Below are 14,860 nucleotides of genomic sequence, written 5' to 3'. Positions count from 1 at the left end.
ATCGAGCGCGCCGCCGACGATGTGCTGCTGAGTTTCGGCTGGGTCACCGGCGATGAGGCCTACGGCGACAACACCGTCCCGCGCGAGCGGTGCCGCAGCCGCGGCCTGAACCAGGTGTTCGCGCGAGCTGATCCCGCTCACCGTCAACGAGATCCCGCCGGCTCCATGCTCGCCTCCATCGGCCTCGACATCTCGTCGAGCACCCATCTGCACTGGTCACACTGGCGGCGCCACCAAGCCCGCGCCCGTCGTGCCCATTACCAATGCCAGCGCCGACTCGTCGATCACTAAGTGCGGCTGCAGTATTAACCATCCAGCCGGAGCCGAGGTGAGCCGCTGACATATACACGTATACCAATGGATATTCCAAACGTATACCGATCATTGGTAGCGTGGCGCCCGTTGAGTCAGCACTTGTCCACGCGTCAAGCGCTCGTTCAAGGCGAGTCCGAAATTCCAGCGACGTTCACTACGTTCGACGTCTTCGAGTCGGCCGGCGGGACAAGGGTATTCAGACGGTCTGTGCGAGGTGTGATGGAATCGTTCTACGACGAGACATTCGCTCCGGTTTACAACCAACTCTTCACAGGTTTTGCTCATCAGGTCTCCGGACCGCTGCGTACATATCATCAGGCGACCACGGCGCGGGAGTCAGGAACTCTGCTCGATCTGTGCTGCGGTACCGGTCAGCTGGGATTGTCCTTCGCGTCGCACGGTTACCGGGTGATCGGTGTCGACCAATCCCAGGCCATGATCGAACTCGCGAGAGAGAACGCCCGCCACAGCGCCCTGGAAGAACAGGTTGAATTCATCAGGTCGGATGTGGCGAAGTTCGATATCACGAGAACGCCGGACTTGGTGACCTGCACGTTCGACTCATTCAACCACCTTCCAGGGCTGCAAGACCTGGCGGCGTGCTTTCGCCGTACCCGCGAGGTCATCGCTGACGACGGCATCTTCATCTTCGATGTTCACAGCATTTCAGGACTCCGTCAGCAGAACACGTTCTCCGTGCGCGAGACCGACGACCTGGTACTGATCAGCAGGATCGGCTACGACCCGGGCAGCGGCACGGCGATCGCGCGCATCACCGGATTCGACCGGAAGGACGTGTCCGCGCCGTGGCGGCAATTCAAGCAGCACGCCACCATCCGAGCCTGGAGCGCGGAGGACATCATCGCCGAATTGCATCGCGCCGGATTCGGGAGCGCCTGGCCGGCGAAAATCGATGCCCTGGGTGAATCGGTGAAAGATCCCGATCAGGTGCCCCGCATTTTCTTCGTCGCACGTCCCTGAACCGCACGCACCGCCATGGGGTGAGGCGGGAAAAGCAAGTCTTCAGGACATCCATGCTGCCCGAATCAGGGACGATTCCTCAGTACGAAAGGAAACAGGTCATGACTTCGCAGGTCACCCAGAAATTCCCGCCGGTGGGTGCGACAGCGGAGGCTCCCCTTCGCGCTCTGACCGAAGAGGAGATCGCCACGTACGAACGCGACGGGGTCGTCCTCGTCCGGAAGATCTTCCCGGAGCGCTGGGTGACCCACGTGGCGGAGGCGATCGACGACATGGTCACCAGGCCCACTCCATACGGCCGCCTGCTCTCGAACGCCGACCGGCACATGTACAGCGACCTGTTCATGTGGAAGTACAGCGACGCCTTCCGCGAGTTCGTCTACCACTCTCCGGCGGCCAGAATCGCCGCCCAGGTGATGCATTCGCAGCGGGTCAACTTCCTCGGTGACCACATGTTCAGAAAGGACGCCGGCTGCGAGATCCCAACGAACTGGCACACGGACGATATCGCCTGGCCCGTCGCGGGAAGACAGGCGATGAACATCTGGCTCGCCTGTGACGAGGCCACGGCTCACAGCAGTGCCCTGCAGTTCATCCGCGGGTCGCATCTGTGGGAGTCCGCGCGCGCGACGCGCCTGTCCGGGGCCACCGGCGACGACCGGGTCGAGGCCGCCCTGAGCAAACTGGGCTGGAAGCCGTCTGAGGGGCTGGACCTTTCGCAGGTCGAGCAACCCGCGACGATGCGGTCTGTCATCCGGGCCGCCTTCCACGGCGTCCATCGCCGGTTGGAGGAGGAGATGGCGTGCGCGCCGCTGCCGAACGGCCAGACCGGTCTGGTCTCGATCGAAGCCCATCGTGACCAACTCCCGATCGTGAGCTGGGATGTCGAGCCGGGTGACGCGCTGATCTTCAGCCTGCGGACGCTGCACTACTCGACGGGGAACGCCAGCGAGACGGGAACCCGGCGCGCGCTCGCCACCCGCTGGCTGGGCGACGACACCCGGTACGCGCCGACCACGGGCAACTTGCCCGTCTTCTGGAGGCACGGGCTGCGGCCGGGTGACAGGTTCGGCGGGCCACTGTTCCCGCAGATCCTGCCCGATGTTGTGCCGGGTGAGGGTGCCGAACGGTTCGCGGGCCCCGAGGAGGCCGACCCGCAGATCGCCTTCGAGGACCTGCGGGCCCGTGTCGAGTGGGAGAACGAGGCTTCGGCCTGACGCACGCGTCGCCTCTCCGGGCGACGCCGCCTAGGACACCGGCACCCCGTGCTAGCCGGTCCGTGTCGGTTGCATGAAGGAAAGTCCGGACAACAAAGGAGAAGCACATGGGTGAGGACGCTCTGACCACCAAGACCGAGATCGCAACCGAGGCCGCGCTGACCACCCACGAGGAGCAGCTGCTCGAGGAGTTCGGCACGTTGCTGTCGGCCGAGTACAACTACATGACGCTCTGAAGCTAAGCCGGCGCGGGTGGCCTGCCGGCCGCCCGCGCCGGTCCGAGCCCGGTCTCTCTCCGACACCCTCTCGAGGATGTGCGAATGACATCGCCTTTGCAGAAATCCGGGCCCGAGTCCAGCTCGGAAGCCACCGGGCAGACAGGGCAGGAAAGCCTGGACGGTCAGGGCGGAATCTCGTACCGCAAGCTGCTGCGCAATGTTCCTTTCGCCTTGTTGTGGCTGACGCTGGCACAGTCCGCGCTCGGCGACCAGTTCTTCAAGGTGGGTGTGCCCTGGCACGCGACCCAGCAGTTCGGGAACGTGTTCGACGGCGCGCTCGTCGGGATGGCGATGGCTCTGCCACTCACGATCTTCGGCCTGTGCAGCGGCGTCCTGGTCGACCGCTTCAACCGGTTCGGGCTCCTGCTGGGCGCCGACCTTGTGCGCATGGCGATCACCGGCGCCATCGCGGCCGCCCTGGCCACTTCCATGCTGGGCCTGCCGGGACTGCTTGCCGGCGTCATCTTGCTGACCGTGCCGAGCACGCTCTACATGCCTGCCGTGCAGACCATCGTGCCTCGGCTGGCCGGGGGTCACGTGCCGACGATCGCGCGCATGGACGCGCTGCTGATGGGCAGCGCCACGACGATGACGGTGCTCGGGCCCTCGATCACGGGCCTGGCACTGACCGTCGTGCCGCTCTGGGCCCTGCTCGGGATCGACGCGGTCACCTTCGGGATCGCGGCTCTCCTGATCGTGGCGATCCGCGTCAAGGCCGGCGGCGAGATGCTCCGCCCGACGGCCGCCAAACCGTCGCGTTCGTTGAAGGGCATCCTGTCCGCCGTCCGCGACGGGCTGCGGTTCATCATGACCGAGCGGGCGCTACGGGCCCAGTTCCTGGTCTATCCGGCGCTCGACGGTGCCCAGTACAGCATCGTGTTCATCCTGCCTGGGTTCCTGCTCTCGTATGGAGACGGCGGAACCGTGCTGTTCGGCGCGGCCGTGGCGGCGATCGGCGTCGGCCGGGTGGCCGGGATGTTCACCGTCACCCACACCTTTCTGCTCCGCAGGCGCGGGCTCGTCTTCGTCGGCAACTTCTTCGTCCAGGGACTGGCGATCCTCGTGATGTGTGTCGGGTCCGAGGCGTGGCTGGCACCTCTGGCCATGTTCTTCGTCGGGCTGCCGGCGGGCATGGCGACGGTGTCGGTCAGCACGTACGTGCAGAGCGTCGTGCCCGAGGAGATGCGGGGCCGGGTCTTCGCCTCGATCGCCTCGCTGAGCAGCGCCGCGATGCCCGTCGCGCCGCTTCTGTTCGGGCTGGTGGCCACCTCGGTCTCGGCGAGTGTGTCACTGATGTGCATCGCCGCGACCTTCATCCTCGGCTCCGTTTATCTGATGACCCAGCGCGGGGTACGGGAGGTGCTCTGATCGTGCCGGCCGTTTCTGCGAAACCGACGTACTTCACGGTTCCCGGCGGCGCGGAACCCGAGGTGCCGAGCGTGTCGGACAGGTGGGACCTGTGGCTGCTCAGCCCGTACTTCGGCCTGCACCGCCCCAGCGCCTGTTCCCTGCACACGGCGGGGGTGCTGGAGGCGTACGACGATGTCGATCGCGACGCTCCCGCCTCTCCCCTCCAGCTCCACACCCCACGCGGATTCCGGACGACGATCGCCCGCGGCGCCGCGCGGCCCGACCTCGATCACGACGAGCCGGACGGTCTGCCGCGCGACCAATGGACCTCCGACTGGTCCCGCCTCGTGGAGCTGTACACGAACGCGCCAGAGCTGAGCGGCGAACAGCGTCTCCGGCTGGGAGTGCTGCTGAGTGCGCTGGATCTGGACGTGGCGGCGCTGCGCGCGCTCCCGTCGCCCGACGTCGCGAGCATCGCTACCGATCCTCTCGCGGCCAGTACGGCCATGAAACGCAGCCACGCCCTGTCGAGAGCTCGGCCGGGACCGGAGACGGCGGACGCCGATCGCAGGGTCCTCTCGCTGATAGCCCATTCCACCGCCTTGCCGGCCTCCATGTGCCTGACCGCCGCCCTCACGCTGCTCGTGAAGGCGGCACGGGGCCGTGCACCGGACCTGACAGCCGTCCAGGAACTGCGTGAGCTGTCGGCGGGGCACGCCGGCGGGCTCGAACGGGACGACACCCCCATCAGCCGGCTGTTGCGCAGCACCTACTGGCGGGCGGTCAGCTACGAGCCGTTCCTTCGCGGTGACCACGCGCGTACCGCGCACGAACTGGACCTGGCCGAAGAGCTCGCCCGCCAGGGAGTGGAAGACCGCCCCGGCCTGCTTCTGTTCCGTCAGAACCTGCATCCACTGCTGGAGACGAGGAGTCGTGCCGCCCGTGAGCACGGTCACCTGGACCTGGCCGTGGCGTACGCGACCGAGCTCACGGAACTCGACCCCTACGACGGCAAGGTGCACTACAACCTGGGCACGACCCATCGGGCGCGCGGCGATCACGAAGGCGCCCTCACCGCGTTCCGCCGTGCGGTGGCCCTCGGCCTGCCGCACGCCTCGCGCGCGCGGGTGGCCGTCGCACAGTGCCTGGAGGCGCTCGGCGACCTCCCGTCCGCACTTGCGGAGTACGTCGAGGCCGTTCGGGAAGACCCCGCTGATCACCGGGCGGCCGGCGGGGCCAGGCGCCTGGCCTCCCGTACCGGGCGGCCGGAGATCCTGGACTGGCATCGCGGTTGGGTCATGGCCTGGCGCCGACGGCTGGCCCTGGAAAGTCTTCAGGCATCCGGGAGGAGCGCATGACGTCGATCGACCTCGACCTTGTCCCGACCGTGCATCCGGTTCGCACCTACCTGGACCTCGGCGGTTCCGGTGGCGCTCTGCACAACCGGATCCTGGCCCACCTCGCCACGGCGATGGCCGCCGGGGAGCAGGTCACCGCCGTGTTCCAGAGCAACCCTGTCTCGGGCTTACGCGATCGGGTCGTGCGCGAGACCAGATTGAGCGCGTACGCGGCACGGACGCCTGACCGGCTGGCGGAGGAGCATCGAAGCGCGCGTTGGCAGCGGCTGTGTGAGTGCCTGACCAGTTGGGACGATCAGCCTCCGCGTCTCCGATCACTGCTGGTCAACCTGCTGATCCGGCTGGGCTTCTACGGCGAGGCCGAGAAGCGCTTGCGTGACCTCCCGCTCGGCGGGCCTCTTGGCGACGTGGAGGTGTCGCTGCTCCTGCAGCGGGCCAGCGCCGTCTACAAGAGCGACAGGGGTGCGGACGAGCGTGCTCTCAGTCTGCTGCGCCACGCCTACGAACAGGCTGTTTCACCGCGTGCCCGGCTCGTGGCGGCGATGGCCGTCACGGTGCATCACGCACGGGTGGACCGGGATGCGCGAGCGGTAAGCCACTGGGCCGGGAAGGCGCTGGCAGAGCTGGCCGCGTTCGACGGGGCCGAGGACGACGATGTGATCTTACGGAGCGCGGCGCTGCGGGCGTGCAGCTTCGCGCCGTTCTTCGACCGCCGGCTCGACGAGGCGACCGAAATGCTCGCGCGGTGCGAGGAACTCGCGAGGTCCGCGCCTGACGACACCGCCGAACGCCGCCTGGCCAGGGACGAAAACCTGCGCGCGGTGCTGGAGACCCGTAGCAGGGAGGCGGCTGGGCGCGGCGACACCGAGCTCTCTCTGCAACGTATGCGCGACCTCACCTTGCTCGATCCCGCCGACAGCAGGGCACACCGCGACCTCGGCTACGCCCTGTTCAAGCTGGAGCGCTTCGCGCAGGCGCTGGATTCATTTCGTACCGCCGCCAGGCTCGGATCCCCCTTCGCGGCGGTCTCCTGGACGCTCATGGCCCACTGCCACCTCCGTCTGAACGACACCGACGCGGCCCTGGACGCGCTGATGACCGCCCTCGACATCGACCCGCGCTCCATCACCGCGTTGCAGGGCGTCCTGTGTGTCACCGAACGGCGCGGCGACGGTCACTTGCGGGCCTGGGCGCATGAGCGGCTGAACCGGTTGCCCGCTCCACCGTCCCCGGACAGTTTCAGCACCCTGATCAAGGAAGAGAGCCATGCATAACGCCACGCCGTCGGTACTGTCCTGCGTCACGGACGGCGATCACCACCAGCAGTCGGCCTGGGACAAACGGCGGACGGCTGTCACGTCCGTGGCCAGAGCGCTCAGCGCGCGCCTGCCGGGGGGCGCCGGTGAGTGCCTGAGGCGATCGATCGACCTGTTCGATCGGCTTTCCACTGACGGGCAGCGTGACGTCGTCAAGGCGCCGCTCTTCGGGTACTGGTGGCATCGCCTGTCAGTGCTGTATCAGGCGGCGCAGTGGGAGCCGCTGGCACGATGGTCCGCACACCTGCCGCGCTTCTTGATCCGCCCGCTGCTGGCTGAGGGGATCTCCTTCAACGACGTCGAACTCCCGCCCAGCGACGACGGCCGCCTCTGGCTGCCGGGCATGTACTGGCGGATACGCGTGGAGGCGCCCTCGGTCGTCGCCTCCTCGCACGCCGGTCTCCTGGAACTGGTCGATCGCTCTCGCGTCGTCCGTCTGACGTCCGGCGAGACGCCTCAGGACGCCGAGCTCTTCGAACGGCTCCCCGGCGACATCCTGGTGTCGGGTGATGACCCGTGGATCGCCGGTTACCTCCAGCGGGCCAACGAGAACAGCTCGGCCGAGGGTGGGCTGGGCGACGTTTCCGTGGCCAAGGCGGCCGAGGCGGCGCCCGACCTGGCCGACGCCGTGAACACGGTCGAGACCGTATGGCCGGAGATGGCAGGTGAGATTCGTGCCATCGTTCAGCAGATCGTCCCGATCCACAGCCGCGATACCGTCGCTTTCAGCAACACGGCGCTGGACGGGCTGCTGTTCATCAGGACCGACCTGGCGGACCCCGTCGTGGCGACCGAGCGCCTGATCCATGAGACGAGCCACCTGCGGCTCAACGCCGTGTTCACGCTGCGCCCCTTCCACGACCACCTGCCGTCCGACCGGCTGCACTCGCCGTACAGGAAGACCCCAAGACCGGTGGACGGCCTGGTGCACGGAGCGTTCGTCTTCGCGCGCATCGCGGAGTTTCACGATCGGGCGCGACGCGTGTTCGACAGCCCTGCCTGGTCACGGCGATTGGGCGAAGTCCTGGAGATGCAGGCGGAAGCGCTCGACCTGATCGACTCGTCGGTCCGGCTCACGCCGTTCGGCCGGGCGCAATGTGATGGCTTCCGCCGTTCCGCGGACACGATCGCGTCCGCTCTCACCTCTGACCAGGCGATTGGACAATGACATGTCAGTGACGTCCCACACCGCGCCGGACCTGCTCGCGGTGAGCGACTCCGCGGGCCACGACCTGCTCGACCATTACCACGATCGGCTGGGCGCCGGTGTGATGCGGGTGCTGCCGAAACTGCTCGACCGCGTAAGTGAGCGCAGTGCCGCGAGCATCGATCTGTGGTGGGAGATCTTCCACCAGCTACCGGAGGAGACTCGAGCCTCGATCGTGGGCGGGCCGCTGTTCTCCAGTTGGTGGGCCAGGGTGCGCACCGCCGTGGCGACTCGCCGTAACGACGAACTCGAAGAGCTCATGGAGCATTTCGGGCGGTTCCTGTGTGTCGCGGCCATCCGGCAGAACGCCCTCCCCGGCCAGCCGGTACGCCTGCCTCTCCTCGGTCACGGCGAGCTCCGCCTCCCCGGTCACCCCGGGCATTTCATCCTCCCTGGCGAACCGACCACCCACGTGACCGTGACGCACGAGGGCGCCTCGATCCGGCTGACGGCCGGTGGCACGGCCTTGGACGTGGATACCGATTCCTTCCTCGCCGGTCACCGGGACGTGTCGCCGGCCTTCCGTCCGCACATCGTGCTCCGCCAGGGGACGGAGGTGGACGCCACCGATCCCTGGCTGACGCGCTTCATGCGCTCCCAGAACGCCAAAAGCGCCATCCCCGGCTACCCGCAGCGCGACCTGGCCCCCCTCGACCCGGTGGACACGGCGATCAGGGACCATCTCGACCGCGCCGTTGACCTGCTCGACGACAGCTGTGCCTCGTTCGCCTCCGAGTTCCGCCGGCACATAGCCCTCGTGGTCCCCATGCGCAGCCGTCTGGTCTCGACCTTCACCGACACGGGCTTCTTCGGCGCGCTGTTCATGAGCGAGCACATCGCGCCGTTCTCCGACACCCTGATCACCGCCGAGCACATCCTGCACGAGACCAGCCACCACCGCCTCACCCTCCTGCTGGAGCAGGATCCGATCATGGCGGACGCGGCCGAGGGGCTGGTCGATTCACCATGGCGTGAGGACCCGCGACCCATGCATCAGATCCTGCACGGCACGTTCGTATTCGCCCGGATCGCCCAGTTCCACTGGCGGCTTGCCGACCACGACGAACGCGCTGCCCACCGCTACCAGGAAGTCCTGAGCGATCTCAGGAAGGGGCTCGATCTCCTACTCGCCCGTACGACACCGACACCCCGTGGCGAGCTGCTCTACAGCGAGATGTGCACGATCGCCGAAGTGTAGGAGCGTGTACACGATCATGACAACAGAGAGTACGACCGCGTGGCGGCTACGAGGACGCGTTCAGTTGCTGCCGATGCCGGAGTCGCTGATCCTCCGTCTGGGCGAGAGGACCCTCCGCATCGTCCCGTTCGCCGAGCGGGAAGAACAGATCATGCACCTGCTGGCCGAAGGCGTCACGGACGGCGAACGCCGGCTGTCCGGCGACGGAGGCCGGGCACAGGAGATCTTCGACCTGTGCAAGAACGCGGGGTTTCTCGAGACCGCTCCGAGCGACACCGGCCTCACCGACGCCGACCTGGCACGGTACGACCGAACCCTGCACTACTTCTCCGAATTCGAGACGGCCAACGGGCCCTCGCGATACGAACGTTTGCGGAAACTCCTCAGCACTCGCGTCGTCGTCGTCGGCTCCGGCGGCATGGCCAGCTGGCTCCTTTACGGCTTGGCCTGCTGCGGCGTGGGCGAACTGGTCGTCGTCGATCCGGATGTGGTGGAGGCGTCCAACCTCAACCGGTCGATCCTGTTCGACGAGGCTGACATCGGCCGGCCCAAGGTCGAGGCGGCGGAGGAACGCCTGCGCCGGTTCGCCCCTCGCTGCCGGGTCCGTCCCGTGCAAGCTACCGTCACGGACGCGGGTTCGATCGCCGAGCTGGTCGCGGATGCCGACCTCATCGTAGGCGCCGCCGACCAGCCGGTTTGGCTCATCCGGCAGTGGCTCGCGGAGGCCTGCCGCACTGCGGGCCGCCCGCTGCTGCATCCCAGCGGCCTGCGCGTCGGCCCGTTCTACCTCCCCGGGCAGAGCGCCTGCCCCATGTGTGAATGGGCCGAGCAGGCCGAGGCCCGTCCCGGCTTCCCCTCGGTCGTCGAACGGCTGCGGCGCCTGCCCCGGGGCACCTCCGGCAGCCTTGCCCCGTGGGCGAGCGTGACGGCGAGCGTGGCGACCATGGAAGTCCTCCGATACCTGGGCCGACTCGGCCCGCCCATTACCGTGAACGCCTTGTGGGAGTGGAGGCCGGACAGCACCTCCGCCATCCGTCCGCTGATGCCGCACCCCAAATGCCCCGTCTGCAGCGGTGAAGGCCGTGCCGGTTACGGTCGGGGGGATTCATGAACTCCGCGGAATCCGGGCGATTCACCCTCCGGGCCGCCCGCGCCTTACCAGCAGGAACCGTCTCGCTCTACACCCACGCGACCACCGGCCTGCGGCATGTCCATGTGAACACCCCGTCCGACGGTTTCGCGGTGGCGTTGGCCTTCGCCACGCCAACGGACGAACACGCCGGTGTGCCGCACATGCTGGAGCACTGGATGGGCTGCGGCTCGCGCGACCACCCCGACAGGCACCTGTTCCCATCCCTGCTGAACGCCGGCACCGTCTCCTTCCTCAACGCGTTCACCGGCCCCGATCACCTGAGCCTGCTGGCAGCGACGCCATCGCCGGACATGGCCGTCATTCTGGCCTCCGTGCTGACAGACAGCGCCTTCCATCCCCTCCTCGACGACCGCGCGTTCGCTGAGGAAGCGATCTCGGTCGAAGGCGGGGTCGTGAGGGGCGTGGTCTGGGCCGAGGCGAACGCGCGGGCGAGGGACCCTCGTTCGGCCACGGTCGACGCCGTGGCCCGCGCCCTGTACTCACCCGCCGCCCTGCGCACTCTGCGCGCCCAGGGCAATGATCCGCACGAACTCCGCCACGTGCGAGCCGAGGACGCCCGTCGCTACCACGCCGCGTACATCCGGCCGGAACGGGCCTGTCTCCTCACCGTGGGCCCGATCTCCGCATCGTGTTTCCACCGTGCCGTGATCCTCGACCGGCCCATGAACCCAGGCCCGCTGCCGCCCGCCGTGCATCCGGTGCCTGATCTGGGCTCGCGGCCTCACGACGAGAACGCCACGGAGAAGGCCCCGCATGCCGTCATCGCCGTGCCGCTGGAGCCGATGGCGGACAACGGTGCGGTCATGAGGGCCCAGATCCTCGCCCAGACGATGGTCCGCGACGACCGCTCGGACCTGCGGGGCGTGTTCGCCCGACACAGCGGGGTCGGCATTTCGCCCGCCACTGGCGTGCATACGCACTATCCGCACACCATTCTGATGGCCGGTGCGATCTGCCCTCAGGGAACCGAGCCCTTACCGGTGCTGTCCGACCTTGCCGAGGTCCTGTCAGGGTCACCTTTCGGCCTGGACGCGATCCGCGCGACGGCTCGTACCGTACTGCTGGACCTACGCGACAGAAGCGGCCGGACGAACCCGGCGGAGCCGTGGGAGGTACGGCTGGCCCTCGACGCGGTGGGCCTGATCGTCCACGGTGCGGATCCCCTGGGCGCGGTCGACAGGGAACGCCATGTCCAGGAGGTGATCGAAGAACCCGACCGAATCCTTGGCCTCTTGCCCGGCGACGCGTCCCGCTTCGTCCGCCTGTCGCCCTCAGGCCACGCGCCCCTTCCTGCGCCCCGCCATGCGCCCTCGCCTGCGCCCCGGAGTAAGACTCTGTCCAGACCCGACCGAAGGACTGCCGAAGCCGTCCTGTCAGCACTCCCGGCGATGCGCGCGAAGGCATCGGAATTGTGCGGTCCGAGCCGCGTTGACGACGAGCTTGACGTGTGGAGCTGGCGGACCGATACCCAGGGCGTCGCCCACGTGGTGATCGACATCGTGCTCAATGGGCTTGCGGACACGATGCTCCCGATGGTGCGGAGCGTCGGGGCCGTGTTCGCGGCACAGCGGTGGCGTTGTGCCGTCGAGCCGGTCGTGCGCGCGGCGGACAGTGACGTGGATCGGTACGACGCACGGTTGCGCATCACCATCACCCACCACACGGAAGACGCCCGGGACGTCCGCGCGTGGGTGCGGCAACGGCTGTCGTTCCTCGAGAACGCCCCCGATCAGGTGGTGCAGGCATGCCTGCGGGCTGGGCGGCGAAGCAGCGGTCCGGCGAAGGCGCGGCGCGCGCACGACGCGACCGCTGCCCAGGTGTCGGGCTCGGCCGCCGCCCTGTACCTCATCCGGCACGTGCAAGCAGCCGCCGATCAGCGCGCCGTCGCGGAAATGCTCAGAGACCTGGCGGTGCGGCCCCGCACGATCGTTCTCACCGGTGATTCGGAGGGACCGGACGAGACGGAAGAGTGGCTGGACATCGGCGTCCCCCGCCGCGCGCTACCGCCGGGCAGACTCGATCCGCTCCAACCAGACAACGCGGTGGCGGCGGCTCCGGGCAGCGCGGTGCTGGCTTTCGAGTGCTCAGAAGCGGTGCGGCGCGGATCGGCGGCCGAAATCGTCGCCGCCTGCATGATCCGCCGCCGTCTTTACAGCACCGTTCGGGCCCTCGGCGCGCACGGGAGCCGCGTTGAACCGATGTGGTGGCTCGGCGCCATGACGATCACGTTCATGGGGACCCCGGACGCGCACGTCACACTCGCTCACGTGGTGGATGCCGTCAAACAGGCGACTGACCCCGGCGAACACGAGGTACGCGTCGCGAAATCGGCGGCGTGCAACGCACTCGTAAAGACCCCACCCCTGGCCACGAGGGCGGCCGACGCTGTGGCGGACGACGGCACCCGCGCGGCCCTCTGTGCCGGCGTCGACGCGGTGAGCACCGACGAGATCCGCGCCTGTCTGACCCGGTGGTCGGCGAACCAGCCCGTGATCGTCATCGGGGCGCCGGGCGACCTCGCCAAGCAACTCTTGGAGAGCAGATGACCCTGATCGAAAGACGGCCCGCCATGCTGCCGTCACTGCCGGCGCTCGACCAGAACACGTCCGGCCACCGGGTGGTGGCCGAAGAATTCGCCGTGGATGAGATGGGCGGCGATTTCCTTGTCTACATCTCGATCCCGTTCTGCCGCGTCAGGTGCCGTGCGTGCCCGTACTTCGTGAACCTGCTGTCACCGCGCGACCCTCGCGGGATGGAAAGCGCCTACGTCTCGGCGCTGGTCGCCGACCTGGAGCGGTGGGCCTCTTACCGCAGGTGGCGAACCGGCAGGGTCCGGGCCGTCTACATCGGCGGCGGCACGGGATCCATCCTCGGCACCGAACACCTCCGCACCATCATGAGTGCGATCGAGACGAACTTCTCCCTGGCCGACGACTGCGAGATCACGCTGGAGGGGAATGCGTCCGACTTCACCCCAGACAAGAGCCGTTACGTGGCCGATTCTGGCATTTCCCGGGTGAGCCTGGGTGTGCAGTCCTTCGATCCGGACACCTTGAGGACGATCGGTTCCCCGCACGCGGCGAACCAGAGCATCTCGGCCCTGCACGAGTTGAAGCGGCACGGTTTCGACAACGTCCAGTTCGACATGATGTACAACCTGCCCGGCCAGCGCCGCGAAGTGTGGCAGCGCGACCTGGAGCAGCTCGGTGAGCTGGACGTCCGCCATTTCACCATCTACGAGTACCGGGTGCATGAGGGAACACCGCAGCAGCGGCTCATCAAGCGTGGCAAGGTCCCTCAGATGCTCGGTACGAGCGCCCCCGCGGTCCAGCGCATGTACGAGGACGTCGTCGAAGCGGCGGAACAAGCCGGCTTCGAGATGTACATGTTCGACTACTTCGCCAAGCCCGGATACGAGAACCGCTACAACCATTGGACGCACCGCCGTCCGGACGTAGAGGTGCTCGGCATCGGACCAGGCGCCTACGGCCTGATCAACCACCGCCGGTTCGCCACGGCGAAGAACACCGACGCCTACATAGACGCGGTGCGGCGGGGCGAGCACCTCGTCACGTTCGTCTCCCCTCAGATGACCGCGCGCCAACGGCGCGAACGCTATCTGTTCAACGCCCTGCACTATTACTCGGTCGACTTCCGCGTGTACGAGGACGCGTTCGGCACCGTCCTGTTGGACGACTTCCGGGACGAGATGGCGGAGCTGGCCGCCGACGGGCTGATCGAGGTCGGCCCCGATGCCGTTCATCTCACGGGACCGGGGCGTACCTGGCACCGGCGACTCATCTCCTACGCCAGATCACAGACCGGATCGCCTCGTGACCAGCGCTCCTGAGGCGAAGGCGATGGCTCGGGCGAATCGTTCCAGGGAGGCGTTCAGGTCCGCCTTCGCGCGTCTGCCCAGCGGGGTCTGCGTGGTGGCAGCGAGGGCCGGGGACGTGTTGGCCGGGATGACGATGACCTCGATCACCCCGCTCACCTTGTCCCCGCCGCGGTTCGTCCTGTGCTTCGGTGACGACTCCGGGACGTTCGCGGTCATCCGGTCGGGCGTCAGGTTCACGGTGAACGTGCTCGCGTCCGACCAGCGTGAGACGGCGATCACGTTCGCGGGGGCGGGGCGGGAGAAGTTCGCGGACACGACGCTCGCCGAAGTGGAAGGCTGTCCGGTGCTGGCGCACGCCCACGCCGTTTTCCTGTGTGCGGCGGAGAGCCAGATGCGGGTGGGCGATCACATCATCGTGGTCGCTCTCGTGGAGGCCTCACTTGGTGGCGGAGGCGAGCCGCTGCTCCGTCACGACCGGAGTTACGGCACGTTCGTGGCGGGCGGCTGATCGGAGGCGAGCGCGCCATGCTCTTGATATGGCGGTGGCGACCCAGCGCCAGAGGATCACCGATCAGGACGTACCTTCCCGTTCCCGCCCGCCACCAGCTTGGGAAGGCTTTGCCTCCCGCGGAGAGACCGCGCGGTGTGG

At 67.7% G+C, this 14,860-nt stretch carries 14 protein-coding genes; 13 read left to right on the top strand and 1 reads right to left on the bottom strand.

Features of this window, described 5'->3' with window-relative positions; all coding sequences use genetic code 11:
- The 12 genes from ABFX54_RS19960 to ABFX54_RS19905 all read left to right on the top strand — a co-directional run.
- On the top strand, positions 1–291 hold a 291-nt coding region (locus ABFX54_RS19960), incomplete at its 5' end, for a hypothetical protein (protein ID WP_346106838.1).
- Positions 292–534: 243 nt separating this feature from the next.
- The gene (locus ABFX54_RS19955) at positions 535–1,296 is read left to right on the top strand and encodes a class I SAM-dependent DNA methyltransferase (protein WP_346106836.1); all 762 of its coding nucleotides are present in this window, start codon (positions 535–537) and stop codon (positions 1,294–1,296) included.
- Positions 1,297–1,397: 101 nt separating this feature from the next.
- Complete coding sequence (locus ABFX54_RS19950; RefSeq protein ID WP_346106835.1) at positions 1,398–2,513, top strand: phytanoyl-CoA dioxygenase family protein; 1,116 nt, start codon at positions 1,398–1,400, stop codon at positions 2,511–2,513.
- 107 nt (positions 2,514–2,620) lie between these two features.
- Positions 2,621–2,749 carry a hypothetical protein gene (locus ABFX54_RS19945; RefSeq protein WP_346106833.1) on the top strand — a complete coding sequence of 43 codons (129 nt, stop codon included), beginning with the start codon at positions 2,621–2,623 and terminating at the stop codon, positions 2,747–2,749.
- Positions 2,750–2,833: 84 nt separating this feature from the next.
- The gene (locus ABFX54_RS19940; RefSeq protein ID WP_346106832.1) at positions 2,834–4,159 is read left to right on the top strand and encodes an MFS transporter; all 1,326 of its coding nucleotides are present in this window, start codon (positions 2,834–2,836) and stop codon (positions 4,157–4,159) included.
- A 71-nt stretch (positions 4,160–4,230) separates the two neighbouring features.
- Positions 4,231–5,499, top strand: a complete 1,269-nt coding sequence (locus tag ABFX54_RS19935) for a tetratricopeptide repeat protein (protein WP_346106830.1) — start codon at positions 4,231–4,233, stop codon at positions 5,497–5,499.
- Positions 5,496–6,773, top strand: coding sequence for a tetratricopeptide repeat protein (locus ABFX54_RS19930; RefSeq protein WP_346106828.1), 1,278 nt, complete (start codon positions 5,496–5,498; stop codon positions 6,771–6,773). Before ABFX54_RS19935 ends, ABFX54_RS19930 begins: the two co-directional genes overlap by 4 nt.
- Positions 6,766–7,983 (top strand): aKG-HExxH-type peptide beta-hydroxylase, encoded by a 1,218-nt coding sequence (locus ABFX54_RS19925; RefSeq protein ID WP_346106827.1) that lies wholly within the window; start codon positions 6,766–6,768, stop codon positions 7,981–7,983. Before ABFX54_RS19930 ends, ABFX54_RS19925 begins: the two co-directional genes overlap by 8 nt.
- A 1-nt stretch (position 7,984) precedes the next feature.
- Positions 7,985–9,220, top strand: coding sequence for an aKG-HExxH-type peptide beta-hydroxylase (locus ABFX54_RS19920; RefSeq protein ID WP_346106825.1), 1,236 nt, complete (start codon positions 7,985–7,987; stop codon positions 9,218–9,220).
- A 4-nt stretch (positions 9,221–9,224) separates the two neighbouring features.
- The gene (locus tag ABFX54_RS19915) at positions 9,225–10,331 is read left to right on the top strand and encodes a HesA/MoeB/ThiF family protein (RefSeq protein WP_346106823.1); all 1,107 of its coding nucleotides are present in this window, start codon (positions 9,225–9,227) and stop codon (positions 10,329–10,331) included.
- On the top strand, positions 10,328–12,919 hold the full coding sequence (locus ABFX54_RS19910; RefSeq protein ID WP_346106821.1) for a peptidase M16 family protein: 2,592 nt from the start codon (positions 10,328–10,330) through the stop codon (positions 12,917–12,919). Before ABFX54_RS19915 ends, ABFX54_RS19910 begins: the two co-directional genes overlap by 4 nt.
- Positions 12,916–14,223: a coproporphyrinogen-III oxidase family protein gene (locus ABFX54_RS19905; protein WP_346106820.1), complete on the top strand. Its 1,308-nt coding sequence runs from the start codon at positions 12,916–12,918 to the stop codon at positions 14,221–14,223. Before ABFX54_RS19910 ends, ABFX54_RS19905 begins: the two co-directional genes overlap by 4 nt.
- Here ABFX54_RS19905 and ABFX54_RS19900 read toward each other — a convergent pair.
- Positions 14,188–14,358 carry a hypothetical protein gene (locus tag ABFX54_RS19900; protein ID WP_346106841.1) on the bottom strand — a complete coding sequence of 57 codons (171 nt, stop codon included), beginning with the start codon at positions 14,356–14,358 and terminating at the stop codon, positions 14,188–14,190. The genes ABFX54_RS19905 and ABFX54_RS19900 overlap by 36 nt on opposite strands.
- Here ABFX54_RS19900 and ABFX54_RS19895 point away from each other — a divergent pair.
- Positions 14,339–14,719 (top strand): flavin reductase family protein, encoded by a 381-nt coding sequence (locus tag ABFX54_RS19895; protein ID WP_346106840.1) that lies wholly within the window; start codon positions 14,339–14,341, stop codon positions 14,717–14,719. The genes ABFX54_RS19900 and ABFX54_RS19895 overlap by 20 nt on opposite strands.
- Positions 14,720–14,860: the final 141 nt, after the last annotated feature.

The sequence above is a fragment of the Nonomuraea maheshkhaliensis genome (genome assembly GCF_039529435.1).
GTDB lineage: Bacteria > Actinomycetota > Actinomycetes > Streptosporangiales > Streptosporangiaceae > Nonomuraea > Nonomuraea maheshkhaliensis.
The sequence above is the reverse complement of the archived record's forward strand: the minus strand, read 5'-3'. Positions and strand labels throughout refer to the sequence as shown.